At 73.8% G+C, this 19,388-nt stretch carries 18 protein-coding genes; 12 read left to right on the top strand and 6 right to left on the bottom strand.

Annotation, left to right across the window (positions count from 1 at the left end):
- Positions 1-10: 10 nt before the first annotated feature.
- Entirely contained in the window at positions 11-1,435 is a 1,425-nt protein-coding gene (locus ACWDVG_RS00765; protein ID WP_451694798.1) for an MFS transporter, read from the bottom strand.
- A 272-nt stretch (positions 1,436-1,707) separates the two neighbouring features.
- Between ACWDVG_RS00765 and ACWDVG_RS00760 the strand changes: the two genes are divergently transcribed.
- The 5 genes from ACWDVG_RS00760 (at position 1,708) to ACWDVG_RS00740 (ending at position 6,144) form a co-directional block, all read left to right on the top strand.
- On the top strand, positions 1,708-2,826 hold the full coding sequence (locus ACWDVG_RS00760) for a carbohydrate kinase family protein (protein WP_451695096.1): 1,119 nt from the start codon (positions 1,708-1,710) through the stop codon (positions 2,824-2,826).
- 105 nt (positions 2,827-2,931) lie between these two features.
- Positions 2,932-3,975: a PhoH family protein gene (locus tag ACWDVG_RS00755; protein WP_451694796.1), complete on the top strand. Its 1,044-nt coding sequence runs from the start codon at positions 2,932-2,934 to the stop codon at positions 3,973-3,975.
- A 12-nt stretch (positions 3,976-3,987) separates the two neighbouring features.
- Positions 3,988-4,485: an rRNA maturation RNase YbeY gene (gene ybeY, locus ACWDVG_RS00750; RefSeq protein ID WP_451694794.1), complete on the top strand. Its 498-nt coding sequence runs from the start codon at positions 3,988-3,990 to the stop codon at positions 4,483-4,485.
- A 13-nt stretch (positions 4,486-4,498) separates the two neighbouring features.
- Positions 4,499-5,794: a hemolysin family protein gene (locus tag ACWDVG_RS00745; protein ID WP_451694792.1), complete on the top strand. Its 1,296-nt coding sequence runs from the start codon at positions 4,499-4,501 to the stop codon at positions 5,792-5,794.
- The gene (locus ACWDVG_RS00740; RefSeq protein ID WP_451694791.1) at positions 5,791-6,144 is read left to right on the top strand and encodes an MmcQ/YjbR family DNA-binding protein; all 354 of its coding nucleotides are present in this window, start codon (positions 5,791-5,793) and stop codon (positions 6,142-6,144) included. Before ACWDVG_RS00745 ends, ACWDVG_RS00740 begins: the two co-directional genes overlap by 4 nt.
- A 3-nt stretch (positions 6,145-6,147) precedes the next feature.
- Here the strand turns inward: ACWDVG_RS00740 and ACWDVG_RS00735 are convergent, their stop codons facing one another.
- Positions 6,148-7,575, bottom strand: a complete 1,428-nt coding sequence (locus tag ACWDVG_RS00735; RefSeq protein WP_451694789.1) for an MFS transporter — start codon at positions 7,573-7,575, stop codon at positions 6,148-6,150.
- A 91-nt stretch (positions 7,576-7,666) separates the two neighbouring features.
- Between ACWDVG_RS00735 and ACWDVG_RS00730 the strand changes: the two genes are divergently transcribed.
- The 5 genes from ACWDVG_RS00730 to ACWDVG_RS00710 all read left to right on the top strand — a co-directional run bounded on the left by ACWDVG_RS00730 (position 7,667) and on the right by ACWDVG_RS00710 (position 12,348).
- Positions 7,667-8,554: a helix-turn-helix transcriptional regulator gene (locus tag ACWDVG_RS00730; protein ID WP_451694787.1), complete on the top strand. Its 888-nt coding sequence runs from the start codon at positions 7,667-7,669 to the stop codon at positions 8,552-8,554.
- 190 nt (positions 8,555-8,744) lie between these two features.
- On the top strand, positions 8,745-9,467 hold the full coding sequence (locus ACWDVG_RS00725; protein WP_451694785.1) for a hypothetical protein: 723 nt from the start codon (positions 8,745-8,747) through the stop codon (positions 9,465-9,467).
- Between the two features lie 27 nt (positions 9,468-9,494).
- A complete protein-coding gene (locus ACWDVG_RS00720; protein WP_451694784.1) occupies positions 9,495-9,857 on the top strand; it encodes a cytidine deaminase in 363 nt (120 codons plus the stop codon).
- An 86-nt stretch (positions 9,858-9,943) separates the two neighbouring features.
- Positions 9,944-10,894, top strand: a complete 951-nt coding sequence (gene era / locus ACWDVG_RS00715) for a GTPase Era (RefSeq protein WP_451694782.1) — start codon at positions 9,944-9,946, stop codon at positions 10,892-10,894.
- Between the two features lie 80 nt (positions 10,895-10,974).
- Entirely contained in the window at positions 10,975-12,348 is a 1,374-nt protein-coding gene (locus ACWDVG_RS00710) for a TerD family protein (RefSeq protein WP_451694780.1), read from the top strand.
- 21 nt (positions 12,349-12,369) lie between these two features.
- On the opposite strand, the gene ACWDVG_RS00705 is transcribed toward ACWDVG_RS00710, so the two are convergent.
- The gene (locus tag ACWDVG_RS00705) at positions 12,370-12,657 is read right to left on the bottom strand and encodes a protealysin inhibitor emfourin (protein WP_451694778.1); all 288 of its coding nucleotides are present in this window, start codon (positions 12,655-12,657) and stop codon (positions 12,370-12,372) included.
- Positions 12,658-12,677: 20 nt separating this feature from the next.
- The gene (locus tag ACWDVG_RS00700) at positions 12,678-13,733 is read right to left on the bottom strand and encodes a M4 family metallopeptidase (protein WP_451694776.1); all 1,056 of its coding nucleotides are present in this window, start codon (positions 13,731-13,733) and stop codon (positions 12,678-12,680) included.
- Positions 13,734-14,027: 294 nt separating this feature from the next.
- Between ACWDVG_RS00700 and leuA the strand changes: the two genes are divergently transcribed.
- Entirely contained in the window at positions 14,028-15,791 is a 1,764-nt protein-coding gene (leuA, locus tag ACWDVG_RS00695; protein WP_451694775.1) for a 2-isopropylmalate synthase, read from the top strand.
- 177 nt (positions 15,792-15,968) lie between these two features.
- Positions 15,969-16,661: a TerB family tellurite resistance protein gene (locus ACWDVG_RS00690; RefSeq protein ID WP_451694773.1), complete on the top strand. Its 693-nt coding sequence runs from the start codon at positions 15,969-15,971 to the stop codon at positions 16,659-16,661.
- Positions 16,662-16,856: 195 nt separating this feature from the next.
- Here ACWDVG_RS00690 and ACWDVG_RS00685 read toward each other — a convergent pair whose 3' ends face one another.
- On the bottom strand, positions 16,857-17,528 hold the full coding sequence (locus tag ACWDVG_RS00685; protein WP_451694771.1) for a class I SAM-dependent methyltransferase: 672 nt from the start codon (positions 17,526-17,528) through the stop codon (positions 16,857-16,859).
- Positions 17,529-17,592: 64 nt separating this feature from the next.
- A complete protein-coding gene (locus ACWDVG_RS00680; RefSeq protein ID WP_451694769.1) occupies positions 17,593-19,311 on the bottom strand; it encodes a LuxR C-terminal-related transcriptional regulator in 1,719 nt (572 codons plus the stop codon).
- Between the last annotated feature and the right edge of the window lie 77 nt (positions 19,312-19,388).

The raw sequence follows: 19,388 nt of genomic DNA, 5'->3' as shown, positions 1-19,388 counted from the left end.
GGGATCGCGGTCAGCCCCGGTCGCCCGGGCGCGCCAGGCGGAACGACGACCTCGCGGCGCGGCGGCGCGGGGCCGTCGGCGGGACCGGGATCGGGGCCACCTCCTGCTCGGGGGCGCCGACCTGCGGGAGCAGGGCGGTCGTCGCCGACGCCGTGCCGGCGAGGACGGCCGCCGGGGCGCCGCCGCGGCGGCGGATCGAGCCGGGGACCAGCGGGCGGCCTGAGGCGTGCCGGGCCACCGCCGTCATCGGCACCGCGACGAGCAGCAGCAGGGCGCAGAGGACCGCGCCCATGCCCGGGTGGCCGGCGTGCTCCGACAGGAGGCTTCCGGTGACCGGGCCGCAGGCCGTGCCGAGCGAGGACGCCGAGCCGACGAGGACCGCCCAGCGGCCGCGCGGGTCGAGGGAGGCGGCCAGGCCGAACAGGTAGGACAGGACCACCGGGTAGAGGGCGTTCCACAGGATCTCGCCGGTCGCGAAGGAGGCCAGGTCCCCGGCGGAGGCGCTCAGCAGCACGCAGCCCGCGATCAGGACCGTGCCGAGGCCGATCGGCACCGCCCGGCCGAGGCGGGAGCCGAGCGCGCCCGCCGCCGTGACGCCGGCGAGCCCGGCGCCGAGGGCGGCGGCGAAGACCGCGCCGACGGTGACCTCGGAGAGCCCGGCCTGGGTGAGGCCGATCCGGCCGCTCACGCCCCAGAGCGCGTTCTGGGCGAGGGACCAGCAGAGGATGCCCGTGGCGAGCACGGCCCCGGCGGTGCGGTACGGGAGGGGGGCGGGCGCCCGGTCCTGCGCAAGGCCCCGCGTCCGGCCCGCCGTCCGGCCCCGCGTCCGGCCCGCCGTCCGGTCCTGCGCCAGGTCCTGCGTCCGGCCCGCCGCGTCGTCGCACGCGCGCGTGGGGCCCGGCAGCCGTGCCGTCAGCGGCCACACCAGGGCCGCCGCGCAGGCGATCGCCAGGAACGGCGGGCCGTGGCCGGGGGCCAGGTGGGGCAGGGTGAGATAGAGGGCGCCCGCCGTCGCGGAGACCGACAGCAGGCCGAGGGTGGAGGCGCGGTGCGGGTCGCGCTGCCCGGCGATGCCGGAGGCGGCGACCGCCGTGGCCGTACCGGAGCCGAAGCCGCCGAGCACCGCGCCCGCCACGACGAGCGGCACGGTGCCGGTCGCGGCGGCGGAGCCGTACCCGACCGCCATCGCGAGCAGCCCGGCGCGGGCCGCCCGGCGGGGGCCGATCCGCTGCACGCGCGCGGCGAGGCTGAACCCGGCGCAGGCGGAGCCGAGGAGCAGGACGGAGCCGACCAGACCCGCCTGCGCGGGGGAGAGGCCGAGGCCCGCCGAGAGCCGGCCGACGACGGTCGGCAGCAGGTACGGGGCGAGGTATCCGGCGGTGAAGAGGGCGACGAGGGCGGCGAGGGCCCCCGGGGCGCGCGTCCGCGACGACATGGGCGTTCCCGGGAAGAACAGGGGGGAGGGGGAAGTGGAGCGCCCGGTGGTGCACACGGGTGATCGGGACATGTGTATCAACCGGGGGCTGTCCGGAGAAGGCGGAGCACCCCCGTTCACGCCGTGATCCGGGTCACATGGCGTTTGGTGCAGAGGAATCGGGGTAGAGGGGCTCGACTTCCCGTGGCGCCCGCGACCGTCACCCGACCCGAATCGGGCACACTGGCCGGATACGCACCACGACCGGGGAGCCTGCCGTGACCGGACCTGCCGTGACCGGAGCAGAGGGAGACCAGCCGCGCGACGACACCGCGGTCGACCCGCTGGTGCGCGTCCGCGAGGCCACCGACCCCACCTGCGACGTCTTCCTCACCGGCACGGTCTTCCTCGACATCATCTTCACCGGCCTCGACTCCGCACCCGTCCGCGGCACCGAGTCCTGGGCCCGCGGCATGGGGTCGAGCCCCGGTGGCGTCGCCAACATGGCCACCGCCCTCGCCCGGCTCGGCCTGCGCACCTCCCTCGCCGCCGCCTTCGGCGACGACCACTACGGCGAGTACTGCTGGGACGCCCTTGAGCAGGGCGAGGGCATCGACCTCTCGCTCTCCCGCACCGTCCCCGGCTGGCACTCCCCGGTCACCGTCTCCATGGCCTACGAGGGCGAGCGCACGATGGTCTCCCACGGCCACGAGGCCCCGCCGCCCGACGGCGCCCTGCCCGCCTGCCCCCCGCACGCCCGCGCCGCCGTCGCCTCCCTCGCCCCCGACCGCACCGAGGACTGGGTGGCCCGCGCCGCCCGCTCCGGCGCCCGGGTCTTCGCCGACGTCGGCTGGGACGAGACCGGGCGCTGGGAGCTGGCCGCGCTCGCCGACCTCGACCACTGCGAGGCGTTCCTGCCCAACGCCGCCGAGGCCATGGCCTACACCCGCACCGACTGCCCGCGCGCCGCCGCCCGCGCCCTCGCCGACAAGGTGCGCTACGCCGTCGTCACCCTCGGCGCGGAGGGCGCCTACGCCGTCGACGGCGCCACCGGGGAGACCGCCGAGGTCCCCGCGATCCGGGTCGACGCCCTCGACCCGACCGGCGCGGGGGACGTCTTCGTCGCCGGGTTCGTCACCGGCACGCTCGCCGACTGGCCGCTCGCCGACAGGCTCGCCTTCGCCGGACTGACCGCCGCCCTCTCCGTACAGGAGTTCGGCGGCTCGCTCTCCGCCCCCACCTGGGACGAGATCGCCGCCTGGTGGCAGCACGTGCAGGGCGACGCCCGCCAGGACCCGGCCGCGCTGCGCGAGCGGTACGCCTTCCTGGAGCGTCTCCTGCCCGCCCCGGCCCGGCCGTGGCCGCTGCGCCGCGCCGTGCCGACCATCGGCTTCCGCCCGGCACCTTCGTAAACCCTTTCGGGCTTGTCGGCCCCAGGTCGTAGGCTTGGACCCGAGAGGTTGTCGAGCAGCGAGAACCCTGCAACGGGAGGTATGTGCAGGCCACAGTGCCGGCCCATGACTCACACACCCACAGCCCACAACGGAGCGTCCCACGACGGGACGCAGGGACAGGCCCGCGCCCACTTCACCGTCCCCGCCAAGCATCCGATGGTGACCGTCCTCGGCTCCGGCGACGCACTCCTGCGCGTCATCGAGCGGTCGTTCCCGCAGGCGGACATCCACGTCCGGGGCAACCAGGTCAGCGCGGTCGGGGACGCGGCGGAAGTCGCCCTCATCCAGCGCCTGTTCGACGAGATGATGCTGGTGCTCCGCACCGGTCAGCCGATGACGGAGGACGCAGTGGAACGCTCGATCGCCATGCTCAGGGCGGAGGACGGCGAGGCGGGGAGCGGCCAGGAGACCCCGGCCGAGGTGCTCACCCAGAACATCCTCTCCAGCCGCGGCCGCACCATCCGCCCGAAGACGCTCAACCAGAAGCGGTACGTCGACGCGATCGACAAGCACACGATCGTCTTCGGCATCGGCCCCGCCGGCACCGGAAAGACGTACCTGGCGATGGCGAAGGCGGTCCAGGCCCTGCAGTCCAAGCAGGTCACCCGCATCATCCTGACCCGCCCGGCCGTCGAGGCGGGCGAGCGCCTCGGCTTCCTGCCCGGCACGCTCTACGAGAAGATCGACCCCTATCTGCGGCCGCTCTACGACGCCCTGCACGACATGCTCGACCCCGACTCCATCCCCAAGCTGATGGCGAGCGGGACGATCGAGGTGGCGCCGCTGGCGTACATGCGCGGACGCACGCTCAACGACGCGTTCATCATCCTCGACGAGGCCCAGAACACGAACCCCGAGCAGATGAAGATGTTCCTCACCCGCCTCGGCTTCGACTCGAAGATCGTCATCACCGGTGACATCACCCAGGTCGACCTCCCGGGCGGCACGAAGAGCGGTCTGCGGCAGGTGCGGGACATCCTCGACGGGGTCCCCGACGTCCACTTCTCGGCGCTCACGTCGCAGGATGTCGTCCGGCACAAGCTCGTCGGCCGTATCGTCGACGCGTACGAGCAGTACGACAGCCGCAACGGCCGCAACGGGAAGTAGCAGAAACAGCACATGTCGATCGACGTCAACAACGAGTCCGGCACCGAGGTCGACGAGCAGGCGATCCTCGACATCGCCCGCTACGCGCTCGCCCGCATGCGCATCCACCCGCTCTCCGAGCTGTCGGTGATCGTCGTGGACGCGGAGGCCATGGAGCAGCTCCACATCCAGTGGATGGACCTGCCCGGACCCACGGACGTCATGTCCTTCCCGATGGACGAGCTCCGGCCGCCGTCGAAGGACGACGAGGAGCCCCCGCAGGGGCTCCTCGGCGACATCGTGCTCTGCCCCGAGGTCGCCACCCAGCAGGGCAAGGACGCCCCGACGCAGCACTCCATGGACGAGGAGCTCCAGCTCCTGACCGTCCACGGGGTGCTGCACCTGCTCGGTTACGACCACGAGGAGCCCGAGGAGAAGGCCGAGATGTTCGGCCTGCAGGCGGCCATCGTGGACGGCTGGCGAGCGGAGAAGGGCCTCACCGGCCCGTCCCCCGCCCCGACCGTCTCCTGAGCCCGGCCCGCCCATGAGTCCGCAGTTGATCCTCGGCGCCGTCGCCCTCGTCGTCGTCGCCTGGCTGGCCGCCTGCGCCGAGGCCGGCCTCGCCCGCGTCTCCAGCTTCCGCGCCGCCGAGGCCGTACGGTCCGGGCGGCGCGGGGCGGAGAAGCTCGCCCAGGTCGCCTCCGACCCCACCCGCTACCTCAACGTGGCGCTGCTCGTCCGCGTCGCCTGCGAGATGGCGGCCGGCGTCCTCGTCACCTACGCCTGCCTCGACGCCTTCCCGCAGACCTGGGAGGCGCTGCTCGTCGCCATCGCCGTCATGGTCCTGGTCAGCTACGTGGCCGTCGGCGTCTCGCCGCGCACGATCGGCCGCCAGCACCCCCTGAACACGGCGACGGCCGCCGCGTACGTCCTGCTGCCGCTGGCCCGGATCATGGGCCCGATCCCGCAGCTGCTCATCCTCATCGGCAACGCCCTCACCCCCGGCAAGGGCTTCCGCAAGGGCCCCTTCGCCTCCGAGGCCGAGCTGCGCGCCATGGTCGACCTGGCCGAGCAGGAGTCGCTGATCGAGGACGACGAGCGCCGGATGGTGCACTCGGTCTTCGAGCTCGGCGACACGCTCGTACGGGAGGTCATGGTGCCCCGCACCGACCTCGTCTGCATCGAGCGGTACAAGACGGTCCGGCAGGCGCTCACCCTGGCGCTGCGCTCCGGCTTCTCCCGCATCCCGGTGACCGGCGAGAACGAGGACGACATCGTCGGGATCGTGTACCTGAAGGACCTGGTCCGCAAGACGCACATCAACCGCGAGGCCGAGGCCGACCAGGTCTCCACGGCGATGCGCGCGGCGGCCTTCGTGCCCGACACCAAGAACGCCGGCGACCTGCTGCGCGAGATGCAGCAGGAGCGCAACCACGTCGCCGTCGTCATCGACGAGTACGGCGGCACGGCCGGGATCGTCACCATCGAGGACATCCTGGAGGAGATCGTCGGCGAGATCACCGACGAGTACGACCGGGAGCTGCCGCCCGTGCAGGACCTCGACGAGGGCCGCCACCGGGTGACGGCCCGCCTCGACATCGGCGACCTGGGCGAGCTGTACGGCCTGGGCCCCGACGAGTACGACGACGAGGACGTCGAGACCGTCGGCGGACTGCTCGCCAAGGCCCTCGGCCGCGTCCCCATCGCGGGCGCCAGGGCCGTCGTGAAGCTGCCGGACGGCCGCGCGCTGCGGCTGACGGCGGAGTCCCCTGCCGGCCGTCGGAACAAGATCGTCACCGTGCTCGTCGAACCCGTGGAACCGGAGGAGGACCCGGCGTGACCCCCGACGAGCTGCGCGCCTTCTGCCTCGGCTTCAACGACGCGTCCGAGGAGTTCCCCTTCGGCCCGGAGACCTCCGTCTTCAAGGTCGCCGGGAAGCTGTTCGCGCTGTCGTGGCTGGACGGCGAGCCGCTGCGGGTCAACCTCAAGTGCGATCCGGACGAGGCGGTCCGCCTCCGTGCGGAGCACCCGGCGATCGCCCCCGGCTACCACATGAACAAGCGGCACTGGAACACCGTGACCGTGGGAGAGCTCCCGGACCGGATGGTCCGGGAGCTCGTCGAGGACTCGTACGACCTCGTCGTCGCCGGTCTTCCCAAGGCGGTACGGCTCCGCCTCGACCGGCCCTGACGCTCAGGGGCGCTTCCGCAGCCCCAGGGCGATCAGGACCGCGGCGGCGAGCACGATCGCCGCGTCCACGGCGACGACCGTGCGCACGCCCCCGTACAGGTCGCCGCCGGTGGTGGCGAGCACGCCCAGCAGCGGGATGCCGACGGTGAGGCCGACCTGCTGGGTGGTGGTGACCAGGCCGGTCGCGAGGCCCTGCTCGGCGTCCCGGACGCCCGAGGTCACCGTCAGGCCGTACGAGATGATCGCGCCGAGGTGGAACATCGAGGCGAGCGTCACCGCGACCGTCGCCACGACCACGCCCGAGCGCTCCCCGGCGCCGAGCAGCGCCGCCGTCAGGACCGCCTGGCCCGCGAGGGATACCACGAGCGTCCGGCGGGCGCCGAGCCGGCCGACGACCTTGGGGGTGAGCGTCCCGGCCAGCACCGAGAAGGCGCCCTGGACGCCGAAGACGACACCGGTGGCGAAGGCCGAGAGGCCCAGGGTCTCCTGGAGGTACAGCGTCAGGACGAAGACGATCGTCGACATCATCGAGAAGGTGACGAGCCCGCCGAGGTTGCCGAAGGCGACCGTGCGCCGCCGCAGCATCGGCAGCGAGACCAGCGGGGCCGGGTGCCGCGACTCGACCACCACGAAGGCGGCGAGCAGCACCGCCCCGGCGGCGAGGGCGAGCAGCACGTCCAGGCCGCCGAAGCCGCGCTCGGCGGCCGTGGTCAGGGCGTAGACGAGGGCGAGCAGCCCGCCGGTGACGGTGACCGCGCCGGGCACGTCGAGCCGGGGCCGGCCGGGGGTGCGGGACTCCCGCAGCAGACCGGGCGCGAGCGGCAGCACGACCAGGGTGACGACGGCCAGCAGGCCCATGGTGGAGCGCCAGCCGAGGGTGTCGGTCATGATGCCGCCGAGGACCATGCCGATGGTGAAGCCGAGCGACAGCAGGGTGCCGGAGATGCCGAGCGCCCGGTCGCGCAGCGGCCCCTCGGGGAACGAGGTGGTCAGCAGGGACATGCCGGTGGGCACGATCGCGGCGGCGCCGAGGCCCTGGAGGGCGCGGCCCGCGAGGAACGAGGCCGGGTCCCAGGCGACGGTGGCGAGGACCGAGGCGGCGGCGAAGAGGCCGAGCCCGCCCAGGAAGAGGCGCTTGCGCCCGTAGAGGTCGCCGACGCGCCCGAAGAGCAGCAGGAAGCCGCCGGCGGGGAGGGCGAAGGCGGTGACCGCCCACTGGAGCGCGGACCGGTCGAGACCGAGGTCGGCGCCGAGCACGGGCAGGGCGACGTTCAGGACGGAGAAGTCGAGCGCCACGATGAACTGGGCGGCGCACAGCACGAAGAGGACGAGCCGGGCCCGGCCGGTGAGGGCCGGGGGAGCGGGGGACGCGGGGGACTGGGGAGAAGCGGGGGGCGCGGGGGTCTTCGAAGAGGGGGAGAGGGTTGCCATGCGCCCACCTTCGGCGCGCGGGAACACGGCCGGGGAGCGGGTACTTATCCTGTTGGTCGTACCACCAGCCATCCAGGGGGAGGACCGGGACGTGGCCACCGCGGTCGAGAGCACGGACGCCAAGCGGCACCGACTGGCCGAACTGCGCGAGTTCCTGATGAGCCGTCGGGCACGGGTCACGCCCGCCGAGGCCGGGCTCCCGGACGGCGGGGCCCGCCGCCGCACCCCGGGCCTGCGCCGCGAGGAGGTCGCGGTCCTCGCGGGCGTCGGCGTCTCCTGGTACCAGTGGCTGGAGCAGGGCCGGGACATCACCGTCTCGCCGCAGGTGCTCGACGCGGTGGCGCGGGTGCTGCGGCTCAGCCCGGCCGAGCGGCGCCACCTGTACGTCCTGGCGGCGCTGAACCCGCCGGCCCTGGAGGCCGCCCCGGAGGACCGGGACATGTGCGACGGGCTGCGGCGGCTCATCGACGCGTGGATGCCCTTCCCGGCGCACATCATGGACGCGTACTGGAACACGGTGCTCTACAACGACGCGGCGGCGGCGGTGCTCGGGATGCGGCCGGAGATCTCGCAGAACTGCCTGGTGAGCTTCTTCACCGACCCGCTCTACCGCTCGCGGGTCGGGCACTGGGAGGAGCTCGCGCCGAAGGTCGTGGCGCAGTTCCGGTCGGCCTGCTCGGAGTGCCCGGACGACGAGGGCTTCCGGGCGGTGATCGAGGAGGCCAAGGCGCTCAGCCCGGAGTTCGCGGAGCTCTGGGAGCGGCGGGACATCCTGCCCGGCGGCCAGAACCGCAAGGAGATGGAGCACCCGCTGGTCGGCACGCTGGTCGTCGAGGCGACGCAGCTGAGGGTCCCCGCCCGCCCCGACCTGGTGATCGTGATGCACACCCCGCTGCCGGAGGCGGACACGGCCGCGAAGCTGGAGTGGCTGGCCTCCCCGGCGGGCCGCCGGGGCGCGCTGTACCCGGTGGCGAGCTGAGGGGCCCGGAGGCCCCGGGCCCCGGCGGTCCCGCAGGTCCCGGGGTCCCGGGCCCCGGCGGTCCCGCAGGTCCCGGGGTCCCGGGCGGTCGGGGTGTCGGAGGTGCCGTATATCCTCCGAGCCGTCCGGTTCCGCCGTGCGGGCGACCCGGTTCTCCGCTCACCCCGAACCCTCAAGAGGCACCTTCACCATGCGTACTCGCTTCAGCCGCGGCCTGGCCGCCGCCCTCGCCGTCTCCGCGCTCTCCCTGACCGCCGCCTGCGGCGGCGGCGCCGACGAGAAGGCCGACGGCGCCGCGAAGGGCGGCGCGGAGAAGGGCGACGCGACCGCCGCCCCGCAGGCCGCCGCCCCCCTGACCGCCGCCCAGATGAAGGCCGGCGTGCTGGCCCTCACGGACCTGCCCGCGGGCTGGAAGGCGAGCAAGGCCGAGGTGGACACCACCACCTACACGGTCGACGACAAGGCCTGCCAGCCGATCGCGACCCTCCTGGATGACAAGGTCGCCGGTGCCACCATCGGCGCCTCCGTGGACTTCGAGCGCGGCAACGCCGACTCCCTGCTGAGCCAGCAGGTCATGACCTTCCCGGGCAAGGGCGCCGCCGACTACGCCTCCGCCATCGGCACCGCCCTGGGCAGCTGCTCCGGGTTCTCCGCCGAGATGGAGGGCATGAAGATGAAGATCACGCTGGAGAAGCTCACCGCCCCGCAGGGCGCCGAGCAGGCCCACGCCTTCCGGATCAAGATGAACATCGCGGACCTCGGCCTGAACGTCGAGTCCAACATGCTCGTCGCCGCCCAGGGCACCGGTCTGACCCGCTTCTCGCACGTCCCCGCCGACGCCTCAGGCCACAAGGACTTCGACGGCTTCGCGAAGCTCGCCGTCGAGAAGTTCGCCAAGGGCGCCAAGGGCTGATCCCGTGCCCCGACCTATGCTCGGGGCATGACACTCAGCACGGAGCACGGCGACCTCGGCGCCGAGGACCTCAAGATCATCACGCTGGCGCGCAGCGCCCGCGCCCGCAACGGTGTGCCCGAGGGCGCGGCGGTGCGGGACGAGACCGGCCGCACCTACGTGGCCGGCACCGTGGACCTGGCGTCGCTCAAGCTCAGCGCGCTCCAGACCGCGGTCGCCATGGCCGTCGCCAGCGGGGCGGAGTCCCTGGAGGCGGCGGCCGTGGTCTCCACCGCCGAGGCCGCGTCCGAGGCGGACCGCGCGGCGGTCCGCGACCTCGGCGGCGCACAGACGCCGGTGCTGCTCGCGGGCCCCGACGGACAGCTGCGGGCGGCCGTCACCGCGGGCTGAACCGCGCACCGCACGAGCAGGGCCCGGCGCCGAGCGCCGGGCCCTCGCACGTCCCCGGTGCGTGAGGGGGGCGCTCATCGGGGACAATGGCCCCCATGAGCGCTCGCAACCAAGAAACCGAAGCCGTCCACCGGGCCGGCTTCGCCTGCTTCGTCGGCCGCCCCAACGCGGGCAAGTCCACCCTCACGAACGCTCTGGTCGGCCAGAAGGTGGCCATCACCTCGAACCGGCCGCAGACCACCCGGCACACCGTCCGCGGCATCGTGCACCGCGAGGACGCCCAGCTGATCCTGGTCGACACCCCCGGCCTCCACAAGCCGCGCACCCTCCTCGGCGAGCGGCTCAACGACGTCGTGCGCACCACCTGGGCCGAGGTCGACGTCATCGGCTTCTGCCTGCCCGCCGACCAGAAGCTCGGCCCCGGTGACCGCTTCATCGCCAAGGAGCTCGCCGAGATCAGCAAGACGCCGAAGGTCGCCATCGTCACCAAGACGGACCTCGTCGACTCCAAGACCCTCGCCGAGCAGCTCATCGCCATCGACCAGCTCGGCCGCGAGTTGGGCATCGAGTGGGCCGAGATCGTGCCGGTCTCCGCCGTGGGCGGCAAGCAGGTGCAGCTCGTCGCCGACCTCCTCATCCCGCTCCTGCCGGAATCCCCGCCGCTCTACCCGGAGGGCGACCTCACGGACGAGCCGGAGCAGGTCATGGTCGCCGAGCTGATCCGCGAGGCCGCGCTCGAAGGCGTACGGGACGAGCTGCCGCACTCGATCGCCGTGGTCGTCGAGGAGATGATCCCGCGCGAGAACCGCCCGGCGGACAAGCCGCTGCTCGACATCCACGCCAACGTGTACATCGAGCGCCCCAGCCAGAAGGGCATCATCATCGGCCCCAAGGGCAGCCGCCTCAAGGAGGTCGGCATGAAGTCCCGCAAGCACATCGAGGCCCTCCTCGGCACCCCCGTCTTCCTCGACCTCCACGTGAAGGTCGCGAAGGACTGGCAGCGCGACCCCAAGCAGCTGCGGCGCCTGGGCTTCTAGCAGGGCAGGCCCCGGCCGTGCTTCTGCCGGGTTTCCGCGATCCCCGGGCAGGCGGGGCGGTCGCGTGCCAGCATGACGGCGTGACAAAGATCGTCAAGGGGGGGAACCTGCCGGTCCCCGGGCAGGTGTGGCGGATCGCGGTCGTCCGGCGGGCGGCCGGGGACGGAGTGCCGGAGGTCGACGCCTCGGCGCTGCTGCTCGACGCCACGGGCCGGGTCAGGGGCGACGGCGACCTCGTCTTCTACAACCAGCTGACCCATCCGTCCGGCGCCGTGCGCCACATCGGGCAGGTGCGCGACGAGCAGCACCGCGTCGCCGACTGGCTGGAGGTCGACACCGCGCTGGTGGAGCCCGCCGTCCACCGCATCGTCATCAGCGCCTCGACCGACGCGGGGACGTTCGGCCAGGTGCCGGGCCTCCACATACGGACGATCAGCGCCGGTACGGGGAAGCAGCTGGCGCTGTACGAGGTCGACGACGCGAGCACCGAGACGGCGTTCGTCCTCGGCGAGTTCTACCGGCGCGACGGGGCGTGGAAGTTCCGCGCCGTGGGCCAGGGCTGGGACTCCGGCCTCGTCGGCCTCGCGGCGGACTTCGGCATCGAGGGCAGGGACCCGGACGAGGCCGCACCGGACGCCGTCACCGCCCTCGACGCCGGGCCCGCCCCCGAAGGCCCCGCCGCCGAACAGGTCGCCGGAGAGGCCGCCGACGAGGCCGCCCCCGACCAGGACGGCGCTGCGCCCGAAGAGGTCCCGGAGGAGCTTCTGGCGAAGGTGAGGGACGCCGAGGCCGCCGTCCCGGAACCGGCTCCCGTCCAGGACCCCGTGCCGACCGGCCCGGCGTCGGGCGTCCGCGTCTTCGGCGAGGACTTCCCCGAGTTCGTCCGCAGCGGCAAGGGCAGGAAGAGCTTCACCGTCGACGTGGAGATCCCGCCCGGGTACGTGGTGGTCGACTCGTCCCGCCGGGGCGACGGCTACTTCAGCGTGCACAGCCTGGACAAGCAGGGCAAGGACCGCGACCTCCTCGCGAACACGAACCTGGAGGACTTCGAGGGCCGGGCCGTGCTGCGGCACCGCGGCAAGGGCCCGCTGCGCCTGCGCGTCAGCGCGTACGACCGCGAGTGGACGATCGCCGTCCGTCCGGTGAGCGTCCTCGAGGAACTGGGCGGGGGCGCCAAGGGCCGGGGCGCCGACGTACTGTTCCACGCGGGCCCGGCGGGCCGGCTCGCCTCCCGGCTCCACACCTTCGGCCACGCGTACTTCCACGTGTACGGCCTCGAGCCGCGCGGCCGCGACCACCTCCTCGCCAACGTGGCGGGCAGGCGCCCCAAGGACACCAGGGACCTGCCCGAGGGGCCGCTGCTCGTGCGGGTCAGCAGCGCCGAGGGCGACTGGACCCTGGAGGTCCGCCCGCCGAAGGAGCCCGGCCGGTTCTGGCGCCGCGCCGGACGCTGAGGGACGTCCCGGGGCCGGCGGTCACGCGCCTTCCTTGAGGACCCTCGTCACGAGGGTCCTCTGCGCCTCCGTGAGCCGGGGGTCGTCGCACAGGACCGTGCGGCCGTCGATCGTGATCTCGTACGAGAAGCCGTCCGGCACGCCCCGGACGGCACCCTCACCGGCACCGGCGCCCTCACCGGCACTTTCGGCGTCGTCGTCCGCGAGGACGGCGGCGGCCAGGGACTCCCACTCGGGGTCCGTGACCTCCACCTCCGCCGTGCGCTCGATCCCCGCGAAACCGCCCGTGCGCCGCACTCGAATCCGCATGGGCCCTGTCTACCAGCAGCTCAGTCGCTGGGCACCCCCACCGCCGTCCAGGCCTTCACGACGGCCTGGATCTCCGCCCCCTCGCCGTACCGCTCCCGGGCCGCCCCGACCGTGGACGCCGCGAACTCGGAGAACCGGGTCTCGGGGGTGAGCGCCCCGCCCGTCATCACGTCGTACCAGATCTGCCCGGCCCGCTCCCAGGCGTTCCCGCCGAGTTCGGTCGCGACCAGGTAGAAGGCGCGGTTGGGGATGCCGGAGTTGATGTGGACGCCGCCGTTGTCCTGGCTCGTGCGCACGTAGTCGTCCATGTGGCCGGGCTGCGGGTCCTTGCCGAGGACGTCGTCGTCGTACGCGGTGCCGGGGGCCTTCATCGACCGGAGCGCGGTGCCCTGCACGTTCGGGTGGAAGAGGCCCTCGCCGATGAGCCAGTCGGCCTGGTCGGCGCTCTGGCCGCGGGCGTACTGCTTCACGAGGGAGCCGAAGACGTCGGAGACGGACTCGTTGAGCGCGCCGGACTGGCTGAAGTACTCCAGGTTGGCCGTGTACTGCGTGAAGCCGTGCGCCAGTTCGTGGCCGATCACGTCCACCGGCAGCGTGAAGTCGAGGAAGATCTCGTCGTCGCCGTCGCCGAACACCATCTGCTCGCCGTTCCAGAAGGCGTTGCCGTAGTTCTCGTCGTAGTGGACGGTCGCGACCAGCGGCAGGCCCGTGCCGTCGATCGAGTCGCGCCCGTAGACGTCGCGGAAGAGCTCGAAGGTGGCGCCGAGCCCGGCGTACGCCCGGTTGACGGTGGCGTCCACGGTCGCGTCCTCGCCCTCGCTCCGCACCTTCACGCCCGGCAGCTCGGTGCGGTGCTGCGCGTCGTACAGGGTCCGGTTCGGGCGGGCGGGCCCCCTCCGGGGCGCGGCGGGGGCCTCCGTGGTCGGCAGCGGCAGGGTGCGGCGGGTGCGGACCGCGGCGTCGGCGACCAGGGTGCGGCGGGCGGCGGCGGCGACGGCCGGGTTCGAGGACCGGGCCAGGTGCTCCAGGAGGTGGGGCGGGACGATCGTGCAGAGAGCGGGCGCGAGGGGGTTCATACCGGCAATGTGGCAGTGCGTGACCGCGCTGTCACGCGATGCGGCGACGATTGGCGAAATGGAGTGATGGGTCACCTTTCTCCCTTGACGCGGGGGCCGTCCCGCATACTGAAACGGACGTCCTCCTTCGCCGACCCTGGGCTATGGTGACGCACATCATGCGTTTCGGGCTGCTTCTCCTTAGCTGCCGCGGCGAGGGCCTGTAGTCGTAGGCCGACCCCCTCCCCGCGGGTACTGGCGTTGCGTTCGACAGTCGGCCGTCCCCTCCCCGCAGGACCCGAGGAGCCCCACGCCATGACCCAGTCCCCGTTCATCGGCCGGCCGACGCCCGTCACCAACGCGACGCAGCTGCAGAAGCCGTCCGGGATGCCGATCCACAAGTACGGCCGGTACGAGGCCGTCGACATCCCCGACCGCACCTGGCCGGACCGGCGCATCACCAAGGCGCCCCGCTGGCTGTCGACCGACCTGCGCGACGGCAACCAGGCGCTGATCGACCCGATGAGCCCGGCCCGCAAGCGCGAGATGTTCGACCTGCTCGTCCGCATGGGCTACAAGGAGATCGAGGTCGGCTTCCCGTCCTCCGGCGAGACCGACTTCGCGTTCGTGCGCTCCATCATCGAAGAGGGCGCGATCCCGGACGACGTCACCATCTCCGTCCTGACCCAGGCCCGCGAGGACCTGATCGAGCGGACCGTGGAGTCCCTGGTCGGCGCCCGGCGCGCCACCGTCCACCTGTACAACGCCACCGCGCCCACCTTCCGCCGGGTCGTCTTCCGCGGCTCGAAGGAGCAGATCAAGCAGATCGCGGTGGACGGCACCCGGCTGGTCATGGAGTACGCGGAGAAGCTGCTGGGCGAGGAGACGATCTTCGGCTACCAGTACAGCCCCGAGATCTTCACCGACACCGAGCTGGACTTCGCCCTGGAGGTCTGCGAGGCCGTCTGCGACGTCTGGCAGCCCGGCCCGGACCGCGAGATCATCCTGAACCTGCCCGCCACCGTGGAGCGGTCGACGCCGTCCACCCACGCGGACCGCTTCGAGTGGATGTCCCGGAACCTGACCCGCCGCGAGTACGTCTGCCTGTCGGTCCACCCGCACAACGACCGCGGTACGGCGGTGGCGGCGGCCGAGCTGGCGATCATGGCCGGCGCCGACCGCATCGAGGGCTGCCTGTTCGGCCAGGGCGAGCGGACCGGCAACGTCGACCTGGTGACCCTGGGCATGAACCTGTTCAGCCAGGGCGTCGACCCGCAGATCGACTTCTCGCAGATCGACGAGGTCCGCCGGACCTCCGAGTACTGCAACCAGATGGAGGTCCACCCGCGCCACCCCTACGCGGGCGACCTGGTCTACACGGCCTTCTCCGGCTCCCACCAGGACGCCATCAAGAAGGGCTTCGACGCCATGGAGGCCGACGCGGCCGCCCAGGGCAAGACCGTCGACGAGATCGAGTGGGCCGTGCCGTACCTGCCCATCGACCCGAAGGACGTCGGCCGCTCCTACGAGGCCGTCATCCGCGTCAACTCGCAGTCCGGCAAGGGCGGCATCGCGTACGTCCTGAAGAACGACCACAAGCTGGACCTGCCCCGCCGGATGCAGATCGAGTTCTCGAAGATCATCCAGCAGAAGACCGACGCCGAGGGCGGCGAGGTCACGCCGGCGGCGATCTGGTCCGTCTTCCAGGACGAGTACCTGCCCAACCCGGACAACGCCTGGGGCCGCATCCAGCTGCGCTCCGGCCAGACCACCTCCGACAAGGACGGCACCGACACCCTGACCGTGGAGGCGGTCGTGGACGGCGTCGACACGGTCCTGTCCGGCTCCGGCAACGGTCCGATCTCGGCCTTCTTCGCCGCGCTGCAGTCGATCGGCGTGGACGCCCGCCTGCTGGACTACCAGGAGCACACGATGAGCGAGGGCGCCTCCGCGCAGGCCGCGTCCTACATCGAGTGCGCCATCGACGGACAGGTCCTGTGGGGCATCGGCATCGACGCCAACACCACCCGCGCCTCCCTGAAGGCGGTCATCTCGGCCGTCAACCGCTCGGCTCGCTGATCACCCTTCCGGGCTACTGTCCCGCACCCTCCCCGAGGGTGCGGGACAGCGTCGTACCGAGGGCCGGTCTCGGCCATCTCCACAGCGGAATGGTGACGAGGTGCTGACGTCCCCTCACCGATGTGGCTAACATCACGCCAACGCCGGCAGTGCAGCCGGGCCGTTGAGGAGGTGCGTGTGCGGTCTGCCCGGAATTCACGTGGGGGGAAGGTGACCGTCTGCGGGATCCGCACCTCCTGGAACACCGTCGGAGACGGTGAGTTCTTCTGCGAGGAGTGCGGAGGCGACCGGAACTACCGGCGCCGCACCGGACGCCGCCGGTTCGCCGTCCTCGGCGTCCCGGTCCTGCCCCGCGGCTGCACCGGCCCCGTCGTCGAGTGCGCCGCCTGCCACACCCACTTCGGTACGGAGGTCCTGGACCGGCCGACGACGAGCCGCTTCTCCGGGATGCTGCGGGACGCGGTGCACACCGTCGCCCTGGCCGTCCTCGCCGCGGGCGGCACCGAGTCCCGCGAGGTCCTGGACCGGGCCGTGCACGCCGTCCGGTCCGCCGGCTACGCCGACTGCACGGCCGTCCAGCTCGTCGACCTCGTCGAGGGCCTGGAGGCCGACACCGGGCGCTTCATGCCCGAGGTCAACCCGGAGGGCGCCCTCCTCGCCATCGAGATCCACGAGGCCCTGGAGCCGCTCACCCCGCACCTCGCGCCCGCGGGCCGGGAGTCGATCCTGCTCCAGGCCGCCCGGATCGCACTGGCCGACGGCGCCTACAGCCCCGCCGAGCGCGAGGTCCTCGGCACCGTCGGGAACGCCCTCGCCCTGCCACCCGACGACACCCTCCGCCTGCTGGCCTCGGCCAGGACCGTGCCGTAGCACCTGGGCCGCGTCCGGAAAGTCCCGCCCGGCCTGCGACGCCCGGCACGCCCTCTCCCGCAGCCCTGCGAGCACGGGAGGTACCCCCACGCCGCGTTGTCGGGATCACCCGCGTACGCCCGGTACGAGGGCGACCCTCCGCCTTGCGACCGCACGCACCGGACGCCGCAGGCCCTGCCCTTCGGGCAGACGGCGCTACTTTCCGGACACGACCCGGCCCTTGCGGGCGATGAGGTGGACCTCCCGGAACGGCCGCCGGTCGGTCGGCAGGGGGGCACGCACCAGCCGGGCCACCTCGACGAGGCCGCACGCGCCCAGCTGCGCGGCCAGGTGATCGGGCCACCAGCGGTACGCGGGCGCGACCGCGTGGTCGAAGACCTGCGTCGGGTGGGACGGGCCGTCGGAGGCCGAGAAGCCGATCAGCAGGTGGCCGCCGGGCCCCAGCACGCGGTGGAACTCCGCCAGGAGGGCGGGGACCTCCCGGGGTGGCGTGTGGATGACGGACCACCGCGAGAGCACGCCGTCCAGCGCGCCGTCGGCGAGGTCGAGCGCGGCCATCGAGCCCACCTCGAACCGCAGCCCGGGGAAGTGCCGCCGGGCCAGCTCGATCATCGACGGGGAGACGTCGACCCCGAAGGCCGTGAGCCCGAGACCGCGCAGGTGGGCGGTGACGTGGCCCGGCCCGCACCCCAGGTCCGCGACCCGGCCTCCGCCGCCCGGAGCCGCGCGGACCAGCTCCGCGAAGGCGCCCAGGACCGCGCGGTCCAGGGGGAGGCCGGGCAGCGAGTCGCGGAACAGCTCCGCGTAGGCGGGGGCGGCGTCGTCGTAGGCGTCGCGGGTGGCGTCGAGTGCGTCGTGTCCGGCCATGCCCGCGACACTAGCCGCCGCCGGCCGCCGGCCGGGCCGGGGCACCGGTCGGACCGGGGTTCCGTCAGGTCAGGCCGTGGGCGTGGGCGTACGCCGTGGCGGCGGGGCGGGAGGCGACGCCCAGCTTGGCGAAGACGTGGTGCAGGTGCCGGGCCACCGTGGGCTCGCTGATCATCAGGGTCCTCGCGACGTCCCGGTCGGTCGCGCCGGAGGCGACGAGCCGCAGGACCTCCGCCTCGCGGGCCGTCAGGCCGCCGGGCAGTCGCCGCCGCGCCCCCGCCGAGAGCTGCGCCGCCGCGCGCCGGGCGTCCGGCACGGCTCCGAGCCGTTCGAAACCGGCCCGCGCGGAGGCCAGTTCGAGCCGCGCGGCCTCCTCGTCCCCGGCGCTCCGGCCGGCCGCCGCGAGCAGCATCCGCACCCGTGCGGCCTCGTACGGGACGCGCAGCTCCAGCCACCCCGCGAGGGCCCGCCGCAGCAGCGGCGGCGCCGGGCCGGGGCCGCCCGCGAGGGCGACCGCGCCCAGGGCGGTGTCGGCCATGGCCCGCAGCAGCGGTACGTCCCCGGCCAGCGCGTCCAGCTCCGTCGCGGCCGCCCTCGCGCCCGGTACGTCGCCGACGGCGAGGGCCACCTCCGTGCGGGCGCCGAGGAGCCTGGCCCGGCCGAGCAGGTCGCGTTGCCGGTCGGGGGCGCAGGCCAGGGCCAGGGCGAGGCCGGCCACGGCGGCGTCGGCCCGGCCCTGCGCGAGGCGCAGCAGCGCAAGGCCGGGCTGGGGGAGCCGACCCAGGTCGTGCGCGTGGGCGTAGGAGGCGGCGGCCTCGTCGAGGCGGCCCTGGCGGCGCTGGACGTCCCCGGCGGCGCAGTACGCGGCGGCCGCCGACTCCAGGCAGTCCACCGGCACCTCGCGGCACGCCTGGCGCGCCTCGGCCTCGGCGAGCGCCCAGGCGCCGAGCAGGTCGAGCACCTCGACCCGGTGCGCCCTGCACACCCCCCGGAACGGGTTCTCACCGGAGGGCGCGGTCATGGGCCCGCCGTCGTGCGCGGTGGCCGGGGGCGGCCCGCCCCGGCCCGTCCAGGGCGGGGCGCACCACTCCATCGCCGCGTTCGTCCACTCGATGGCGCGGGGGAGGTCCGCCGACTCCATGCACTGGGTGACGGCCAGGCAGTACAACCGGCCGGTGAACAGGCCGCTCAGCTCGCCCGCCGTCACCGCGCCCATCGCGGCGTCGAGGTGGGCGAGGGCCTCGGCGCGGCGGTTCTGCGCGAGGAGGGCCGCCGAGGCGGTCTGGTGGCCGAGGGCCAGCAGGTCGGGGCTGCCGGAGCGGAGGGCGAGGCGGTGCATGCGCCGGGCCGCGGCGAGGGCGGCGGCGTGGTCGCCGCGCGCGGTGGCCTCCTCGGCGTCCGTCCGGGCGAGGAAGCACTGCTCGGGGCAGGGCTGCAGGTCCTCCAGGTGGTGCCGGGCCCGGTGCAGCCAGCCGGCCGCCGCCGCGGGGCGCCCGAGGCCCGCGTACTCGTGGTGCAGCCACCAGGCGGCGAGCCCGGCGCCGCGGTGGTCGCCGACGGCGACGTACGCGGCGTGCGCCCGCAGCCGGGCCGCGACGGACTCGTCGACGCGCCCGGACCACCAGGCCGCGTCCGCGAGGGAGTCGAGGTCCTCGGCGGTCAGGGCGCTCGTGGGGTGCCGGTCGTGCGCGCTCAGCAGGGCGTACGCCTCGGCCCAGGCCTCCCTGGCCGCGGCGTCCCGCGCCCGCGCGACCCGGTCGACCGGGGGTGCGGATGCGGACATGGCCCTCACCTCTTCCCGGTGGTACCAGCCTAGGACCGGAAAGCGGAGGGCCGCCCGTCGTCGGGGGACGACGGGCG

This window comes from Streptomyces sp. NPDC003327, from assembly GCF_053589515.1.
This window is presented reverse-complemented; position numbering and strand designations above follow the sequence as displayed.